The sequence below is a fragment of the Mesorhizobium sp. USDA 3734 genome (assembly GCF_056279665.1).
The window spans coordinates 2,329,415-2,346,980 of sequence record NZ_JBWCCW010000001.1; the positions used below are offsets into that span (position 1 = coordinate 2,329,415).

General features: G+C 66.4%; 17 protein-coding genes and 1 riboswitch. Of the genes, 3 read left to right on the forward strand and 14 right to left on the reverse strand.

All coding sequences use genetic code 11. The features are described 5' to 3' along the window. Positions 1-26: 26 nt before the first annotated feature. The 6 genes from cobS to cbiE are packed head-to-tail and all read right to left on the reverse strand — an operon-like array spanning position 27 to position 5,317. Positions 27-803, reverse strand: coding sequence for an adenosylcobinamide-GDP ribazoletransferase (gene cobS / locus ACZ89F_RS11110; RefSeq protein WP_476091845.1), 777 nt, complete (start codon positions 801-803; stop codon positions 27-29). Between the two features lie 3 nt (positions 804-806). Continuing rightward, positions 807-2,120, reverse strand: coding sequence for a cobyrinate a,c-diamide synthase (locus ACZ89F_RS11115; protein WP_476091847.1), 1,314 nt, complete (start codon positions 2,118-2,120; stop codon positions 807-809). Further along, positions 2,117-2,935: a uroporphyrinogen-III C-methyltransferase gene (gene cobA, locus ACZ89F_RS11120; RefSeq protein ID WP_476091849.1), complete on the reverse strand. Its 819-nt coding sequence runs from the start codon at positions 2,933-2,935 to the stop codon at positions 2,117-2,119. Before cobA ends, ACZ89F_RS11115 begins: the two co-directional genes overlap by 4 nt. Next, positions 2,932-3,696, reverse strand: coding sequence for a precorrin-4 C(11)-methyltransferase (cobM, locus tag ACZ89F_RS11125; RefSeq protein WP_476091851.1), 765 nt, complete (start codon positions 3,694-3,696; stop codon positions 2,932-2,934). The genes cobA and cobM overlap by 4 nt, the downstream gene beginning before the upstream one ends. Continuing rightward, entirely contained in the window at positions 3,693-4,079 is a 387-nt protein-coding gene (locus ACZ89F_RS11130; RefSeq protein ID WP_476097262.1) for a cobalamin biosynthesis protein, read from the reverse strand. The genes cobM and ACZ89F_RS11130 overlap by 4 nt, the downstream gene beginning before the upstream one ends. Then, on the reverse strand, positions 4,076-5,317 hold the full coding sequence (gene cbiE / locus ACZ89F_RS11135; protein WP_476091853.1) for a precorrin-6y C5,15-methyltransferase (decarboxylating) subunit CbiE: 1,242 nt from the start codon (positions 5,315-5,317) through the stop codon (positions 4,076-4,078). The genes ACZ89F_RS11130 and cbiE overlap by 4 nt, the downstream gene beginning before the upstream one ends. Before the next feature lies 1 nt (position 5,318). Here cbiE and ACZ89F_RS11140 point away from each other — a divergent pair, with 1 nt between their 5' ends. Next, positions 5,319-6,080 (forward strand): cobalt-precorrin-6A reductase, encoded by a 762-nt coding sequence (locus ACZ89F_RS11140; RefSeq protein WP_476091855.1) that lies wholly within the window; start codon positions 5,319-5,321, stop codon positions 6,078-6,080. Here the strand turns inward: ACZ89F_RS11140 and ACZ89F_RS11145 are convergent. From ACZ89F_RS11145 to ACZ89F_RS11180, 8 genes are all read right to left on the reverse strand, one after another. After that, positions 6,044-6,808, reverse strand: a complete 765-nt coding sequence (locus ACZ89F_RS11145) for a precorrin-3B C(17)-methyltransferase (RefSeq protein WP_476091857.1) — start codon at positions 6,806-6,808, stop codon at positions 6,044-6,046. The genes ACZ89F_RS11140 and ACZ89F_RS11145 overlap by 37 nt on opposite strands. Then, positions 6,805-7,563: a precorrin-2 C(20)-methyltransferase gene (locus ACZ89F_RS11150; RefSeq protein ID WP_476091859.1), complete on the reverse strand. Its 759-nt coding sequence runs from the start codon at positions 7,561-7,563 to the stop codon at positions 6,805-6,807. Before ACZ89F_RS11150 ends, ACZ89F_RS11145 begins: the two co-directional genes overlap by 4 nt. Then, entirely contained in the window at positions 7,560-8,192 is a 633-nt protein-coding gene (locus ACZ89F_RS11155) for a precorrin-8X methylmutase (RefSeq protein WP_476091860.1), read from the reverse strand. The genes ACZ89F_RS11150 and ACZ89F_RS11155 overlap by 4 nt, the downstream gene beginning before the upstream one ends. A gap of 2 nt (positions 8,193-8,194) precedes the next feature. Then, entirely contained in the window at positions 8,195-9,706 is a 1,512-nt protein-coding gene (cobG, locus tag ACZ89F_RS11160; protein WP_476091862.1) for a precorrin-3B synthase, read from the reverse strand. Further along, on the reverse strand, positions 9,703-13,338 hold the full coding sequence (locus ACZ89F_RS11165) for a cobaltochelatase subunit CobN (RefSeq protein WP_476091864.1): 3,636 nt from the start codon (positions 13,336-13,338) through the stop codon (positions 9,703-9,705). Before ACZ89F_RS11165 ends, cobG begins: the two co-directional genes overlap by 4 nt. Positions 13,339-13,356: 18 nt before the next feature. Beyond that, positions 13,357-14,394 carry a cobalamin biosynthesis protein CobW gene (cobW, locus tag ACZ89F_RS11170; protein WP_476091866.1) on the reverse strand — a complete coding sequence of 346 codons (1,038 nt, stop codon included), beginning with the start codon at positions 14,392-14,394 and terminating at the stop codon, positions 13,357-13,359. Between the two features lie 2 nt (positions 14,395-14,396). Beyond that, on the reverse strand, positions 14,397-14,825 hold the full coding sequence (locus ACZ89F_RS11175; RefSeq protein ID WP_476091868.1) for a DUF1636 family protein: 429 nt from the start codon (positions 14,823-14,825) through the stop codon (positions 14,397-14,399). A gap of 39 nt (positions 14,826-14,864) precedes the next feature. Further along, positions 14,865-15,067, reverse strand: a riboswitch (cobalamin riboswitch). 29 nt (positions 15,068-15,096) lie between these two features. After that, on the reverse strand, positions 15,097-16,296 hold the full coding sequence (locus tag ACZ89F_RS11180) for a winged helix-turn-helix domain-containing protein (protein WP_476091870.1): 1,200 nt from the start codon (positions 16,294-16,296) through the stop codon (positions 15,097-15,099). A 331-nt stretch (positions 16,297-16,627) separates the two neighbouring features. Between ACZ89F_RS11180 and ACZ89F_RS11185 the strand changes: the two genes are divergently transcribed. Next, the gene (locus tag ACZ89F_RS11185) at positions 16,628-16,993 is read left to right on the forward strand and encodes an NADH-quinone oxidoreductase subunit A (protein WP_010910112.1); all 366 of its coding nucleotides are present in this window, start codon (positions 16,628-16,630) and stop codon (positions 16,991-16,993) included. Further along, positions 16,984-17,565, forward strand: coding sequence for a NuoB/complex I 20 kDa subunit family protein (locus tag ACZ89F_RS11190; RefSeq protein ID WP_013531090.1), 582 nt, complete (start codon positions 16,984-16,986; stop codon positions 17,563-17,565). The genes ACZ89F_RS11185 and ACZ89F_RS11190 overlap by 10 nt, the downstream gene beginning before the upstream one ends. Position 17,566 lies beyond the last annotated feature (1 nt).

Here is a 17,566-nt window from a genome sequence, read left to right on the forward strand (position 1 = left end):
CGAAAGGGAATCAGGCCAAAAGGGAATCAGGAAAGCGCTACGGAAGCGACGAGCAGCACCGCGATTTCGCTCACCTGCTGCAAGGCGCCGATCGTGTCGCCGGTCTGGCCATCGATCTGGTTGAGGCAAAGGGCGCGGAAGGCGGCAAACAGCAGGCCAAGCAGGATGAGGGCGAAAACGGCGCCGCCGAGCCCAAGCAGTAGCAGCGGAACCGCACCGAGCACGGCGCCGGCGATGGCTGTTTCCTGCGAGACGGTGCCGGCGTCGGCCGAGAGGCCGTCGACCCGCGCTGGGGGTAAGAGATGCATGAAGGCGCCAAGCAGGCCGCGCGAGGCCGCGTGTGCCGCCAGGAGGGCAAACAGCGCCTGTGTAGGGTCGACGAACTCCGACAGCGCGCTCCAGCGGATCAGCAGCGACAGAACCAGCGCCGCCGCGCCATAGGCGCCGATGCGGCTGTCGCGCATGATCTCGAGTTTGCGGCCGCGTGATTTGCCGCCGCCAAAGCCGTCGGCGACGTCGGATAGTCCGTCCTCGTGCAGACAGCCGGTGGTGAGCATTGTTGCGACCAGGGCGAGGGCCGCCGCCGGCCCCATGGCAAGGCCGAACCGTTCCGCCGTGGCAAAGACGATGGCGCCGATCAGGCCGACGACGAGGCCGGCAACAGGGGCGACCCAAATCGCGGCGGCAAGGCTGCGGCCGCGAAAATCGAAGACGGGCAGCGGCAGCCTTGTGAAGAAGACCAGGCAAAGCGCGATGTCGTCGACGACCTGCCGCGGTGAAAGAGCCAGGTTCTTGAACTTCATGCTCTAGCCCCTCGCAATCGCATGGAAGAAGGTGCCGCTGACATGACCGCGCCGGTAGCCTGAGGCGCCGATCGGATTGCCCTGGCCGTCGGCGAGGTCGGCCAGCGGCTCGTCATTGCCGATAGAGGTCATCTGCGCATAGTGGAATTCGTGGCCACGGATCAGCGCCCCAGCTGAGCCCAGCGGGCAATCGGCGCGCAACCGCGCCTCCCGGTAGCCGAGGTTCATCTTGCGTTTGGCAAAGCTGGTGGAATGGCCGAGCAGGCGGAGCATCGCATGCGTTTCGCCTGACGCGTCCTCCAGAGCTTCGCCGAGCACCATGAAGCCACCGCACTCGCCATGGATGGGCTTTGTGGCGGCGAAACGGGTCATCCCGGCGCGGAAGGTCGCGGCGGCGGCGAGCCGGCCGGCGTGAAGCTCGGGATAGCCGCCCGGCAGCCAGCAGACATCGCACTCCTCGTCGGGTGCTTCGTCGGCGAGCGGCGAGAAGGGGACGATTTCGGCGCCAGCCTTGCGCCAGTAGGCGGCGACATGCGGATAGAGGAAGGTGAAGGCGGCATCCTCGGCCAACGCAATCCGCTGGCCGGGCGGCGCCAGTGCGTCGTCGAAGCCGCCAGGCGCTGGGGTGAGGGGTGTCGCCAGGGCCATGATGGCATTGAGATCGAGCGACTTTTCCGCCATGTCGGCCAGGCGGTCGAGATGCGCCATCAGGTCGTCATACTCGCCGGCCTGGACAAGGCCGAGGTGACGCTCGGGCAGGTTGAGGGTCGGGTCGCGCAGGATGGCGCCGACGACCGGCAAGCCGATCGCCTCGATGGCGTCGCCGGACAACCGGCGGTGCCGCTCGCTGCCCAGCCGGTTGAGCACGACGCCGGCCATGCGCACATCAGGATCATAGGTGGCAAAACCCTTGGCGACGGCGGCCGCGGTGGTCGATTGGCCGGAAACGTCGAGCACCAGTAGCACCGGCAAGCCATAGAGCCGGGCTAGGTCTGCCGCCGAACCGGTACGCCCCGGCGATGCCGGAATGCCGTCGAACAGGCCCATGGCGCTTTCAAGGATGACGAAATCGGTATCGTTGGCGGCTTGCGCGGCCAGCGCATTGAGCAGCGACGGCGGCATGGCCCAGCTGTCGAGATTGACGCCGGACAGCCCCGTGGCAGCGGTGTGGAAGCCGGGGTCGATATAGTCGGGGCCGGATTTGGCGCCGCGCACCTTCAGCCCGCGCCGGGTTAGTGCGCGCAGGATGCCGATGGTGACGCTGGTCTTGCCGGAGCCGGAGCGCGGTGCGCCGACGATGATCGCGCGGGCGGTCATGCTTCCCCCACCAGTGCCGCGCGCATGGCGACGATGCCGCCAACGACGATCAGCGCCGGCGAGGCAAGGCCGGCGGCGGCGGCTTCCTCGGCAATGGTGGCGAGCGTGGCGACGACGGTCCGCTCCTGCGGCGTCGTCGCGGCGACGATCACTGCGGCCGGTGTCGATGGCGCCAGCCCGCCATCCAGCAGTGCCGCGGCGATCAAGGGCAGATTGGCCATGCCCATATAGACGACGACAGGCTGGCCAGTGCGGGCGATCGCCGCCCAGTCGAGATCGTCATCGGTGCCGGCGGCGTGGCCGGTGGCCAGGATCACCGCCTTGTTGATGCCGCGCATGGTGGCCGGGATGCCGGTGGCGGCCAGCGCACTGAGGCCCGAGGTCAGGCCGGGCAGGACGCGGAACGGGATGGCTTCCCGCGCCAGCGCCAGAGCCTCTTCGCCGCCACGGCCGAAAATATAGGGATCGCCACCCTTCAGCCTGACGACGCGGCGGCCGTCGCGCGCCAGGCGCACCAAAAGGGCGGTGATGTCGTCCTGCTTCATCGACGGTTTTCCGCCACGCTTGCCGGCAAAGAAAAGCTCGGCGTTCTCGGCCACTGCGACGACATCCGATGAGACCAGCGCGTCGTAGACCAATGCATCCGCCTCGGCCAAAGCCGCCAGCACTTCCAGCGTCAGGCAGCCGGGGTCGCCGGGGCCGGCACCGGCCAGCCAGACGTGGCCCGGCTCAAGCCGGCGCGGCTTGAAGTTCAGCCGGGACAACGCCTGTTCGAGCGTGGCGTTTTCGCCGGTATTTTTGGTGCTGCCGCTCACAATCCGTCCCGTCCGCGAAAACGCCGCTGATAGTGGGCGTCGTACAATGAACTCTCGCCAAAACCTTCCGCCGCCAGCGAGCGGCCGACGAAGATGATCGCCGTGCGCTCCATCGGATCGGCGGCCAGCAGCGTTTCGATGGTCGCCAACGTCCCGGTCAGCACGCGCTCGTCCGGCCATGAGGCGCGGAAGACAATCGCCACCGGGCAATCGCCGCCATAGTGGGGCGTCAGCTCGGCGACGACGCGGTCGATGGCGTGGATGGCCAGATGAATGGCCAGCGTTGCGCCGGTGCGGCCGAAGCCGGCCAGCGTTTCGCCGGGCGGCATTTTTGATGCGCGCCCGGAGATGCGGGTCAGCACCAGGCTTTGCGCGACTTCGGGAATGGTGAGCTCGCGGCGCAGTGCGGCGGCGGCGGCGGCGAAGGAAGGCACGCCCGGCGTCAGCGTGTAGGGAATGCCGTGCTTTTCCAGCCGGCGGATCTGTTCGGCGACCGCGCTCCACACAGACAGGTCGCCGGAATGCAGCCGGGCGACATCGTGGCCGGCCTTGTGCGCCGCTACATATTCGGCCTCGATCTCGTCGAGCGACATCGGCGCGGTGTCGATTAGTTTTGTCCCCGGTGCGCAGTGCTGCAGCAATTCGGGCGCGACGATCGAACCGGCATGGAGGCAGACCGGGCAGCTTGCCAGCAGCCTCGCGCCGCGCAGCGTGATGAGGTCGGCCGCACCTGGACCGGCGCCGATGAAATGCACGGTCATGGCACGTCTCCGCTGATGGCGATGGCGCAGGTGACCGGGCCGAGCACCGTGCGGGGGCCGAGCAGTCCGGCGCCTTTGCCGGCGACGGCAAGGGCGGATGCTTCGGAAACCGATGGCGTGCCGGCCAGATCCTGCGAGAGATCGGAATGGCTGAGGATGTCCGGCGAGGCGGCCTCGATCGCAGCCGCATCGGCGACGATGACCGGAAGATTGAGTCGATGACCGGCAGCGACGATGGCGTTTTCGTCTTGCTTCAGAGGGGCAGTCGCCAATGCCGAAAGCGCCGTCATCGTCAGGCCATGGGCCTCGAGCGCGGTTTCGATCGCCGCAAGCACATCTTCGACAGTCACGCCCTTTCGGCAGCCTATGCCTGCGACCATCATGGCTTCACCCAGCTCCATTGGGTGATCGGCATGGCCGGCCGCCAGGCCTGCATCGAGCCAACTGGCGAGGCCCGGGAGATGTTTATCCGGGTGAGATCGCCGCCAAGCTTCGTATGCTGGGCAAGAAGCAGGGCCTCCATCTCCAGCGTCACCGCGTTTGCCACGAGACGGCCGCCAGTGCGCAGCACCTTGATAGCAGCGTTCAAGACGCCGGTGTCGCTGCCGCCGCCGCCGATGAAGATCGCGTCCGGCGTGTCCAGCCTGGCCAGTGCCTTGGGCGCGCTGCCTTCCACCACGACAAGGCCGGGAACGCCACAGGCGCCGGCGTTGCGGCCAATGCGGGCGGCGCGGATCGGGTCGGCCTCGACGGCAATCGTGCGCATCGAGGGATGGGCCAGCATCCATTCGATGCCGATGGAACCGGAGCCGGCGCCGATGTCCCACAGCAATTCGCCACGTCTCGGCGCCAGCGCCGACAGGGTGATCGCACGGATTTCGCGCTTGGTGATCTGGCCGTCATGGTCGAACAGATGATCGGCAAGGCCAACCGTGAACGGCAGGATGCGCGCGTCCGGACCGGATTCAATCTCGATCGCCAGGACGTTGAGCGGATTGATGTTATCGAGATCGAAGGCGTCGGCGCGGGTCGTGTGCAGGTTTTCGTTCGGACCACCCAACGCTTCCAGGACCGTCAGCCGCGATGCGCCGAAGTCGAGTTCGGTGAGCAGGCGGGCGATTGCCGCAGGGGCTTCGGCATCCGACGTCAGTGCCAAAATGCGCGCGTTTGGCTGCAGCAGCGGCCGGATCAGGTCGAGCGGCCGGCCATGCAGCGAGACGGTTTCGATATCCTGCAGCGCCCAGCCGAGCCGAGCGGCTGCCAGTGAAACGGCCGACGGCGCGGGAATGACATGCATCTCCTGCGGCTTGACCTTGCGGGCGAGGGTGGCGCCGACGCCGTGGAAGAACGGATCGCCGGAAGCGAGCACGCAGACGCGCCTGCCGGCAAGGGCGAGTACCTCTCGCATCTCGGCATCGAACGGAACCGGCCATGGGTGCGGCTCGCCCTTGGCGAAGGAGGCGACCAGCGCCAGGTGCCGCTTGCCGCCGAAGATGACTTCCGCCTGGGCAATCCGCTGCTTGGCCTCGTCGCCGAGACCCGCTAAACCGTCCTCGCCGATGCCGACGACTGTAAGCCATCTTGAGTTGAGCTTGGCACCGCGCGGACCCTCAGCAGGCATGATGACCCACCGCATTCTGATCCTCGGCGGCACCACCGAAGCCCGGCAACTGGCCGGAAAGCTCACCGCGCGCGCCTCGATTACGCTGTCGCTGGCTGGCCGCACGGAAAGCCCGGTCGCACAGGGCGTGCCGGTGCGAACCGGAGGCTTTGGCGGTGCCGATGGGTTGGCCGCTTACCTGCGGGAGATGGGCACCGACTTGCTGATCGACGCCACGCATCCCTATGCGGCGCGGATTTCCGCCAATGCGGCGCAAGCCGCGCGCGTGGCCCGTGTGCCGATCCTTGCCCTGCGACGCCCCGGCTGGGCGCCTGTCGAGGGCGACCGCTGGACGCTGGTCGATAAGGTTGGCGATGCCGTGCAAGCGCTTGGATCCGCGCCGCGCCGCGTTTTTTTGGCACTGGGCCGGCAAGAGGTTGCGGTTTTCGAAGCCGCGCCCCAACACCATTATCTCATTCGCAGTGTCGATCCGGTCGAGCCCACTCTGGCTGTGCCTCATGCCGTATATCTGTTGGCCCGTGGCCCGTTTCGCGAGCCCGACGAGCGCGCGCTGCTCGAAAAGCATCGCATCGATGTCGTCGTGTCCAAGAACAGCGGGGGCGAGGCCACCTACGGCAAGATCGCCGCGGCGCAAGCGCTTGGGATCGACGTGGTGATGGTCCGCAGGCCGGCCTTGCCGGACGTTCCCGCGGCCGAGACCGTCGAAGCGCTGACCGCGATGGTCGATCATTTTGTCCGTCCCGTGGACGAGCGCGGTGTGTAGACCAGCGCCGGCTTCTCTGCGCGCTTGATGATCCTGGTTTCCGGCGAGCCGATGATGATGCAGGTCGCCATGTCGGCCTTCTCAGCCTCGACTTCGGCGAGCAGAGTGACCTCGATGCGCTCGTCCGGGCGGCCGGCGGCGCGGCCGAAAATCACCGGCGTGGTGCCGGGCAGGATCGCGGCGAGGCACTCGAAGGCGCGGCCGAGCTGCCAGGGGCGCGCTTTGCTGATCGGATTGTAGAGCGCGATGACGAAGCCGGCGCCGGCCGCCGCCAGCAGGCGCAGCTCGATCAGTTCCCAGGGCTTCAGATTGTCGGACAGCGAGATGGCGCAGAAATCATGGCCGAGCGGGGCGCCGATGCGGGCGGCAACCGCGAGCATGGCGGTGATGCCGGGCACGACGGCGACATCGACGGCGCGCCATTCGACCGGGCCGGCCTCGATCGCCTCGCAGACGGCGGCCGCCATGGCGAAGACGCCGGGATCGCCGCCGGAGACCACGGCAACATCGTGGCCCTCGGCCGCCTTGGTCAACGCGTCCTTGGAGCGGGCGAGTTCCTCGCGATTGTCGGAAGCGACGCGGGTCTGGTCTGGGCGCAATTCAAGCCGGTCGAGATAAGGTTTGTAGCCATAGAAGAATTTGGCCTCGGCGACAGCGCGGCTGGCTTCCGGGGTGACCTGATCGGTATTGCCGGGGCCAAGCCCGATGACGGTGAGGCGGCCGCTCATGCTTGCGCTCCCAAAACGCCGGGGCGGCCGGACCAGCCGGCAACCAGCACGATGGCGAAGTAGGGCGCCTTGTCGTCCTGTTTGTCGGCAAGCTTCATCGACACACTGCCGGCCATGGTGCCGCGCTCGACATAGACGGCGCGCGTGAGCTTGCCGGTGGCTTCCAGCGCCCGCCTGATCTTGGGCAGGTTGCGGCCGACCTTCATGATGACGGCGGCATCGGTGTCGGCCAGCCGCCGCGTCAGCTCGAATTCGCTCATCGTGCCGGGCAGCACCGTCAGCACGTCGTCGCCCTGGACGATCGGAATACCGGTCTGCGACCAGCAGCCTGACATGGCGGTGACGCCGGGAATGACCTCGGTCGGAAAGCGATGGGCGAGCCGCACATGCAGATGCATGTAGGAGCCGTAGAAAAGCGGGTCGCCTTCCGACAGCACGGCAACCATTTTGCCTGCCTGGAGATGCTCGGCAACCTTCTCGGCCGACTCCTCGTAGAAAGCCGTGATCTGCGAGCGGTAGTCGTCGTGATCCTTGTCGATTTCGGTCGTGACGGGATAGAGCAGCGGCAGCTCCAGCATATCCGGCCGGAAGCGTGTTTCGACAATGGCACGCGCGTTGCTGTTGTTGCCGCGCTTGGCGAAATAGGCCACGACATCGGCTTCCGCCAAGGCGCGCGCGGCCTTCAGCGTCAGCAGTTCTGGGTCGCCGGGACCGGTGCCGACGCCGACGAGACGCCCTTTTGGAAGCGCGTTCACAGGCCCGGCCTCGCCAATGAATTGAGCGCGGCGGCGGTCATGGCGCTGCCGCCAAGCCGGCCACGCACGATGGCGTAAGGCACGCCATAGGAATTCTCGGCCAGCGCATCCTTGGATTCGGCAGCGCCGACGAAGCCGACCGGCATGCCGATGATTGCCGCCGGCTTCGGCGCGCCATCGCGCAGTTTTTCCAAGAGGTAGAAGAGCGCGGTCGGCGCATTGCCGATGGCGACCACCGAACCGGCCATGCGTTCGCCCCACAGGTCGATCGCGGCCGCCGAACGGGTGTTGCCGATCTCCCTGGCGATGTCGTGCGTGCGCGGGTCGCGCAAGGTGCAGATCACTTCATTGCCGGCCGGCAGCCGGGCGCGGGTGACGCCATGCGAGACCATTTCCGCGTCGCAGAAAATTGGCGCGCCAGCCGCCAGGGCGGAGCGCGCGGCGGTCACGAAATCGGTGGAGAAGACAAAATGACTTGATGCTTCGACCTGGCCACAGGCGTGGATCATGCGGATGGCGACATCGGCCTCGGCTTCGGAGAAGCGCGACAGATCGGCCTCGGCGCGGATGATGGCGAAGGAGCGCTCATAGATCGCCGTGCCGTCATGAATGTAGTCGTAGGCGGACATGCTCATTCCTGTTGGTAAGTTCGGGCCTGTCGGTAAGCCTCGGCGATACCGGCCGGCCCGAGCCTTGTCAGGCAAGCGGCGGCGGTTTCGTCGGGAAGTCGTGCGCTGCGGATCATTGCCGCGACGCGGCCGATGCCGCGCGCGGCGTCATAGCCCGGCCTGTAGCCGGCAGGAAGAGCCTTTGCCGTCGCGTTCACGACAAGTCCGGCTCCGTTTTCGCCGCCGACGATTGTGAGCGCCGCCGGGCCGGGGTGGGCGCAGCCCTTGGCGCATCCGGAAATGTGCAGGGTGAAGTCGAGGATGTCGGCGTTTTCAGCGGCAATCGTCTCGGCAATGTCGCGCGTGGCGATGCGGCCGGAGGCACAGGCCGGTGTACCGGGACAAGCGGCAATACGGGTGCGGGGGTCGGTGGGGGCGGTGACGAAGCCGAGAGTGGCGGCGGTGTGCTGAAGTGATGAATTGGCGGCTGTCGGCTGGCCGAGGAAAAGCAGGGCACGGCCTGGGGCGAGACGGATTTCGGTTGTGCCTAGGGTGAGGGCGGTTTGCGTGAGAGCGATGATTTTGGCCGCCGGCATGCTGCCATAGGGGAGACCGATGCCGAGGGCGTGGTCGGTCGATAAGGAGAAATGACCGATAGGTCGGCGATCCTGCACACCCCCCTCTGTCCTGCCGGACATCTCCCCCGCAAGGGGGGAGATTGAGCCGTGATCGGCGCTTTCGCCAATTGCCGACGTCACGCCCACCGCCGAGGTTGCAGGACGAGAGCCGGCGTCGGAACTGCTGATCTCCCCCCTTGCGGGGGAGATGTCCGGCAGGACAGAGGGGGGTGTGACGGAGTGCCAACCTGCGAGAGAAGCCAATTGGCGCTCCGTCAAATCCCTTGCATGGGATTCGCGGCCTTTCTCGGCAACCATCCTCAGCACTGCAACGGCGACATCGCGCGCTGCGTCTTCATCGACCGTTGCGAATAGGTTCGCACTTTGGCTGTCACCGGCAACGGATACAGCCCACAGGATGCCAGCGCTTGCGCGCACCGCCTTCAGCCTGACATCGGCCGTGACCGTGTCCATGACCAACTGCCCACCGCCGTCTACAACCACCGAAACCTTCGGCCCGAGCCGTTGCGTCAGCCGAGCCTCTTCAACCGTTGCCCTGATCCGTTCAGCTAGTGGCCGGGGATCGGCGATCTCCTGCGGATCAATGCCGGCCAGTGGGCCGGTCTCGATCGGCACGCCGGCGCGCACCGCGATGCCCAGCGCATCGACCTCCGCCGCCAACAGAGGCGCGCTTTGCGGCGTCAGGCCGCGTATCTGCAGGCTGCCGCGCGCGGTGACTTCCATGATGCCGTTGCCATGACGCAAAGCGGATTCCGCGAGTCCGATCAAAAGCTTCGGCGACAATCCCCCAGAAGATGGGCCTCCCGCGACCGGGTTGAGCCGCACCAGCAGACCGTCGCCGGTTTGCATCGGCGCCGACAGGGCCGGACAGGCGCCGCGACGCGAGAAGGCGTTCATGCCGCCTCCCCAAGTGCTTCTGCCTCGGCAATCAGGGCGGCGAGGTCATCGTCGATCGAATTGCGCAGGGGATGCCAGAGGCCGCGCCGGCGCGCCGAGAGAAAACGCTCGGCAATGACTTTGGCGGCGGCCGGGTTCTCGCGCAGGATGAAGGCGCGGACCATGGGATCGCCGAGATAGGCATCATGCACCGCCTCGATCAGCGTTCCCGAAATGGCGTGGGTGGTTTCGGCAAAGCCGACCAGCCGGTCGACGGTTTCGGCGAATTCGGAGGCGCCACGCGGGCCGTGGCGCATTTGCCCTGATATGAAGCGTGGATTGACGGCGCGGGCACGCACGACGCGCGATACGGCCTCGCCGACCGAACGCGGCTTCGGCTTTTGCGGGTCCGTGGTGTCGAGCACGATGACGTCGGCATTCCTGCCGAGCGCCGCAAGGGCGGCCGAAAAGCCGCCAATGAAGGCGACATCGGCGGAGCCTTCGAGGATGTCGCGGCCGGGATCGTCGCCGGTGTGGACGAGAAGATCAGCCTCGGCGATGCGGGTTTCGAAGGCGCCGGGGGCCGAGATGCCTTCGCCCCCGGCGCCGCCATAGGCATGCGATGTGGCGTCGAGATAGGCGCGGCCGATCTCTTCACGCGCCGCCCAGTCACCGGAGGACAAAAGGTCCTCGACGCCGGCGCCATAGGTGCCGGGCGAGGTGCCGAAAATACGTGGGCTGATCTTGCCGTCAGCGCGGGTTTTGGCCGCGAGCGGGTTTTCCGAATCGTCCTCGTCGCGGGCGGCAACGGCGTTGGCGGCAGCATCGATCAGCGCGATCTGGGTCGGGAACATGTCGCGGAACAGGCCTGATATGCGCCAGGTGACATCGACGCGTGGGCGGCCAAGCGTGGCCGGCGGCAGCACTTCGATGCCGGTGATACGGCCAGTCGCCGAATCCCATTGCGGCCGGCAGCCCATCAACGCCAGGCCTTGCGCGATCTCCTCGCCGCCGGTGCGCAGCGATGCCGAGCCCCAGAGATCGATGACCAGCGAGCGCGGCCAGTCGCCATGCGACTGCATGTAGCCGCGCACGACTTCCTCCGCTGCTGCCTTGCCCAGATCATAGGCGGTCGGCGTCGGCATGGTGCGCGGGTCCGACGTGAACAAATTGCGGCCGGTGGGCAGAACGTCGGAGCGGCCGCGCGCGGGCGCGCCGGCCGGCCCTGCCTTGACGTGGCGGCCATCGAGCGCGGCGAGCAGCGCCGTCTTCTCGCCTTCGGCACTTTGGCGGCGCATGGCGTCGGGCTCGTCCTCGGGGGCGCGGCCATAGATATGCAGCCCGTCCTTGATGGCGAAGTCCTTGAGGTCGCAGAGCCAGGCGTCGATGCGGCGCAGCGCTTCGTCCGGAGCGTCGGTCCTGGCGACGCCGGCTTCGGTGGCGAGGCCGGTTTTTTGCGCGGTGTCGACGATCAGCTTGGCCAGGCGGTCGCGGCGGCGACGGTCGAGCCCGTCGGCCTGGGCATATTCGTCGACCAGCCGCTCGAGCTTGTGCTGATCCTCATCCAACCCGGCGCCGGTCAGGGGCGGTGGCAGATGGCCAAGGGTGACGGCGGCGATGCGCCGCTTGGCCTGCGCCGCTTCGCCTGGGTTGGAGACGATGAAGGGATAGATGACGGGCAGGGGACCGGTGACGATCTCGGGAAAGCAGTTTTCCGACAGCGCTACCGTCTTGCCCGGCAGCCACTCCAGCGTGCCATGGGCGCCGACATGGACCAGCGCGTGGACGCCGAGCGATTTGCGCAGCCACAGGCCAAAGGCGATCAGCGCATGGCGCGGCGGTAGCGTCGGGTCGTGGTAGTCGGCGCGGCGGTCGGCGGAGCGGCCGCGATCGGGGGCGAGTGCTACGGTGATGTTGCCGAAGGTCACGGCGCGGAAGGGGAAGTGGGCCGAGGTCGGCGCTTGAACACCCCCCTCTGTCCTGCCGGACATCTCCCCCGCAAGGGGGGAGATTGCGCTCTCATCTCTGCCTTCGCCAATCTCCAACTTTGCAAGAGTGGTCCTGGCGTTGAAACTGCCAATCTCCCCCCTTGCGGGGGAGATGTCCGGCAGGACAGAGGGGGGTGCCTCGCACAAACCTACCTCATATTCAGTCTTCCAAGCTGCATCTACGGCAGCAATTGCCGCAGATGGGAGTGCCTTCGAGAACTCCACATAATCCCTCAAGGCCAAGCCATGCCCGCCCCGTTCCAACGCATCCAGCAACCCACGCGGCGTCTCCGGAATGCCCTCAACGCCATAGCCCTGTTCCCTGAGGTCCTGCAGTATGGCCAGCACGCTGGACGGGACATCCAAGCCCACGGCGTAGCCGGTGCGGCCGGGGGCGCTGGGATAATCGGGGATCAGGATGGCCAGCTTGCGCTCGGCGCGCGGCGTCTCCTGCAGACGGATGAACGCCGCGACGCGGTCCGCCACCTGCGCGACACGATCCGGCTCCGGCCGGTTGGCTAAGGCGCGGTGGCCAAGTGCGGGATCGGTCTCGCTCTCACCCTTGAAGGAAATGGCGCCGGCGAGGATGCGGCCGTCGAGTTCGGGCAGCACGACATGCATGGCAAGGTCGGCGGGCGCCAGGCCGCGCTGGTTGTTCTCCCAGATGTCGCGGCGGGTGGTGGCGACAATGACCTGGAAGACAGGTACGCCGGCGCGGTCGAACAGGGTTTCGACGCCGGGTTCGGCGCCGGACGCGAAGGCGGTCGCGGTGATGATGGCGGCGGGTTTCAGCGCGGCTAGCGCTGTTTGCACGAAGGCGAGCGACGCCGGGTCCTTCAGGCTGGAGACGAAGATGGGGACCGGGGTGATGCTGCGCTGGCGAAGCGCCTCAAACACGGCATCGATGGGCGCGACATCAGCGGCGAGCAGCATCGAGCGGTAGAACAGGATCGGCACGACCTTTCCCTCCCCCTCGAGGGGAGGGTGGCCCGCAGGGCCGGGTGGGGTCGGTACGACCGGACTCGACGTCTCTTCAAGCCGGCGCACTTCGGAGGGGACCCCACCCCCGGCCTGCGGCCGGACCCTCCCCTCGAGGGGGAGGGGGACGACGCCGCGGCCGGGGTCGTAGTAACCGGCTTTCGGCACAGCGACCGGCTCTTCGACGGCCGCATCCTGTCCCGTCAGCCGCGCCAACCTCCGCACCAGCGCATTCATATTCGCCGGGCCGCCCTCGCGGAAATAGTCGAGCAGGCCGTCCAACTCCTCGCGCGGCAATGTCGAGGCTTCGATCAGGCGCAGATCCTCGTCATGGCTCTCGCCGGGCAGCAGCGCCAGTTTTATGCCGCGCTCTCGGGCGGTCGAGGCGAGCTGGTCGCAGCCGTAGCGCCACCAGTCGTAGCCGCCGAGGATGCGCACGAGGATGATTTTGGCGTGGCGGGCGACACTGTCGATCCAGAGGTCGACGGACATGGGGTGGCGCAGGTCGCGCAGGGCGGCCAGCCGCATCGAGGGCAGGCGGGCGGCATCGGCCTTCCACGCCGCCGCCAGTCCGGCGAGGTCGCTGTCGGTGAAGGACAGGGCCACGATATCCGCCGGCGTCTGCCGCAGATCGACCGGCTCGGCGAGGTCGTCGAGCGAGGCGGATGTCGTGGTGAGGATGTGCATCGCGACCCGTGTCCGAAATCAGCCGGCGAGTATACGCTCGATCGCCGGGCGGTTCAGCCCCTTCAGGCCGATGACGACGAGGCGCGAGCGGCGGTCGTCCTGCGCCGTCCAGGCGCGGTCATAGTAATGGTTGACGCGCGGCCCGACCGCCTGCAGCAAGAGCCGCATCGGCTTGCCGCCGACCTCGACGAAGCCTTTCACGCGCAGCACATTTTCTTCTTCGGCGACGGTGGCGACGCGTTTTGCCAGATCATCGGGATTGGCGATCGAGGCAATGTCGACGATGAAGGTGTCGAAGTCGTCATGCTCATGGTCGAAGGCGCCGTCATGATGGGACTTGCGGTTCTCGATGTCGTCCTCGACGGCCAGACCGAGCCCGAGCAACACGGAGGGATCGACCTTGCCATGCGACGTCGGCACGATCTTAACCGCGCGGGCGGAGTGTTCGTTGATGATGGCGTTGGCGCGAGCGGTGCCAGCGGCGTCCATCAGGTCGCTCTTCGACAGGATGATCAGGTCAGCGCAGGCAATCTGGTCCTCGAACACTTCTTCCACCGGGTCGTCGTGATCAAGCGTCTCGTCCTCAGCGCGCTGCGCCTGCAAGGCGTCCATGTCGTTGGCGACGCGGCCCTCGGCCAATGCCGGGCCGTCGACCACAGCGATGACGCCGTCGACGGTCACCCGGCTTTTCACGCTCGGCCACTGGAAAGCCTGGACCAGCGGCTTGGGCAGAGCCAGGCCCGAGGTCTCGATCAGAATGTGGTCGACCCTCGGCGTCAGCGCGAGTATCTGGTCAAGCGCCGGGACGAAGTCGTCGGCGACGGTGCAGCAGATGCAGCCATTGGCCAGTTCGACGATGTTTTCCTCCGGGCAGGTGTCGATGCCGCAGCCCTTCAGGATCTCGCCATCGATGCCGATGTCGCCGAATTCGTTGACGATGATGGCAATACGCTTGCCACCGGCGTTTTCCAGCAGATGGCGGACCAGCGTCGTCTTGCCGGCGCCGAGGAAGCCGGTGACGACGGTGCAGGGAACACGGGATACGGAGGCGGTCATGGTCAGTCCTTCAGCATGTCGAGGGGAGGGATGCGGGCAACGAGGCCACGCTTCAGGCTATCGGGTCGGCCGCGCCACGGAATCAGGCCATCGGTCGAGGTGGCGAAGAGTTTGGCGCCGGTGACGAGGTCGGCGCCGCTGGTCGCGGTCAGGTCGCCGAAGACATAGCTCCAGCAACCGTCGCGCAGGATGGCGGCACTCAGGCGCCGCTTGCAATTGCCAAGGCATTCGACGCTGCGGATGCGGATGTCTTCGCCAGATGCAGCGCGGCGCGTGTCGTCCGCCAGCAATTCGCCGGCGCGGGGATGGGCGTCGGAGCCTGTCTCGTCGCGGCAGGAGGCGCAGACGATGACGGTGACGCCGGCCAAGGCATCATCATGGCCGGACGATATATCCGCTGTGCCAGCCGAAAAACTGCTGTCGTGGTCCAAAAATCGGGCTCCTTGCCCGGAAACCCGCCGGGCGATCGGATTCTACAGTCGCAGACGGCAGGTCTCCTGGCTCGCGGGTCATCGCCTTGGTAGCCGCCTTCCCGGGAACTCCCAGTGGCTTTCGGCCTTGGCTCTTCGCTTACAGTTGCGGGGACAGCCGCGGATTTGGGATTTTGTCCCGCACCGCATTCCCTCTTGGCTCCTCTCGTTGAAGAGAAGAGACCGTCTGGAACGGATTTAGGCTTTTGCGGGCAGCGGTGTCAACGCGAGCTTACGACACGGTCAGGTCGGCCAGCGCCGGACCCAAATCACCGGCGGGCGTCGCTTCGATGCGTTCGAGGCCGAGCCAGCCCTGCATCTGCTTCAATTCCTCGAACAGCTGAGCGGCGGTTTCAGGCGGCGCGCCAGACTCGGCATAGGCCGCATGGACCCGCAGCACGCTTGCCGGGCGGTCTGCCTTGAGGTCGACGCGCGCGACGATCCTGTCGCCGAGCAGGAAGGGCAGGACGTAGTAGCCATATTGCCGCTTGTCGGCAGGGGTATAGATCTCGATGCGGTAGTGGAAATCGAACAGGCGCTCGGTGCGCGAGCGTTCGAAGACGACCGGATCGAACGGCGCCAGCAGGGCGCGGGCCTCGACCTTGCGTGGCAGACGGGCGTCTTTATGAAGATAAGCCGGCTTGTCCCAGCCTTCGACGCGCACCGGCAGCAGTTCGCCTGTTTCGACCAGTTCCTCCAGTCGGCCTTTCATATCGGCCGGCGACAGGCGGAAATAGTCGCGCAAATCGCCTGATGTCGCCACGCCGTGGGCGCGGGCGGAAATGCGCAGCAATTCGCGGTGCGCGTCCTCGGCCGCAGGCACCGGCAGATCGAGGATCGCCTGCGGCAACACGCGTTCAGGCAGGTCATAGAAGCGTTCGAAGCCGCGCCGGTGCGCCGTGGTGATGCGCCCGGCCCAGAACAGCCATTCGAAGGCATGCTTGGCATGGCTCCAGCCCCACCAGCCGCCCGAACCTTTCTGGCCTTCCAGCGCGGAAGCGGCGATCGGGCCGCGCTCGGCGACCTGGCGGTAGATCTCTTCGATATAGGCGGCGTGTTCGCGGCCCCATTTGGCCAGCCCCAGATACATCTCGTCACCGCGCTCGGCGCGCTGCATGCGCCAGCGCATCAGCGGGTAGGTCTCGACCGGCAGGAAGGAGGCCTCGTGCGCCCAATATTCGAACACCGTGCGCTTGCGCGTCATGGCCGCGTTGTCGAGCAAGGCGAGCGGGTAGGGGCCTAGGCGTGAATAGAGCGGCATATAATGAGCGCGCACCACCGCACTGACGGAATCGATCTGCAACAGGCCGGTGCGGGAGAGCGTGCGGGCAAAATGCCGGCGGTCCGGCGTGCCGGTCGGGCGGGGATCGAGGAACCCCTGGGCGGCAAGCGCAATGCGCCGGGCCATGGGGAGCGAGATCTTTTCCTTCATGCAGGCATCACTTTGAAGTGTTTTGACCGAGGGTCGGATGGATGATTCCGGGCCATGCTAGCAGGGTTTTGGCGGCAACCATGTCAGGAGAGAAAAGTGGAGTAAAAAGCGAAGGAAATCAAACAAGAGCGGATCGGACCAGTTTCCCCGGATATGCCGTCCAGGTCAGTGTTTTGAACAAGGTTTGACTTGCTTCGCTGGAAGTGCTGCGCTAACCCTCGCCGCGTTGCAGCATAGGCCCTTAAAACGGTTCAGCGGTTAAACTGTCACGCTTCCGCATTAGGGTCCGGTGCTGTAATCAAAGTGGATTGGCGCCAACGGAAAGCCGAGCATGAACGCACTCTTGAGCTCATACCTGCCCATCGTCCTGTTCATAGGCGTGGCGCTGGTTGTCGGCCTGGCGCTGCTGGCCGCACCCTTCCTGGTGGCCTACCGCAATCCCGATCCCGAAAAGCTTTCCGCCTACGAGTGCGGTTTCAACTCGTTCGATGATGCCCGCATGAAATTCGACATCCGATTCTACCTGGTGTCGATCCTGTTCATCATCTTCGACCTGGAAGTGGCCTTCCTGTTTCCGTGGGCGGTGTCGTTCTCGAAGATCGGCATGCTCGGCTTCTGGTCGATGATGGTCTTCCTGGCGGTGCTGACCATCGGCTTTGCTTATGAATGGAAAAAAGGAGCGCTGGAATGGGATTGAACGACAGTTCAGGCACCCTCGTCGCGCCGAAGCCCAAAGGTATCATCGATCCCAACACCGGCAGGCCGGTGGGGGAGGACGATCCCTTCTTCCTCGAGATCAACAATGAGCTGGCCGACAAGGGCTTTCTCGTCACCTCGACCGAGGCGCTCATCACCTGGGCGCGCAGCGGCTCGCTGATGTTCATGACCTTCGGTCTCGCCTGCTGCGCGGTCGAGATGATCCACACTTCCATGCCGCGCTATGACTCGGAGCGGTTCGGCGTCGCGCCGCGCGCGTCTCCGCGCCAGTCCGACATCATGATCGTCGCCGGCACGCTGACCAACAAGATGGCGCCGGCGCTGCGCAAGGTCTACGACCAGATGCCGGAGCCGCGCTACGTCATCTCGATGGGCTCATGCGCCAATGGCGGCGGCTACTACCACTATTCCTATTCGGTGGTGCGCGGCTGCGACCGCATCGTGCCGGTCGACATCTATGTGCCCGGCTGTCCGCCGAGCGCCGAAGCGCTGCTTTACGGCATTCTTCTGCTGCAGAAGAAGATCCGCCGCACCGGCACGATCGAACGGTAAA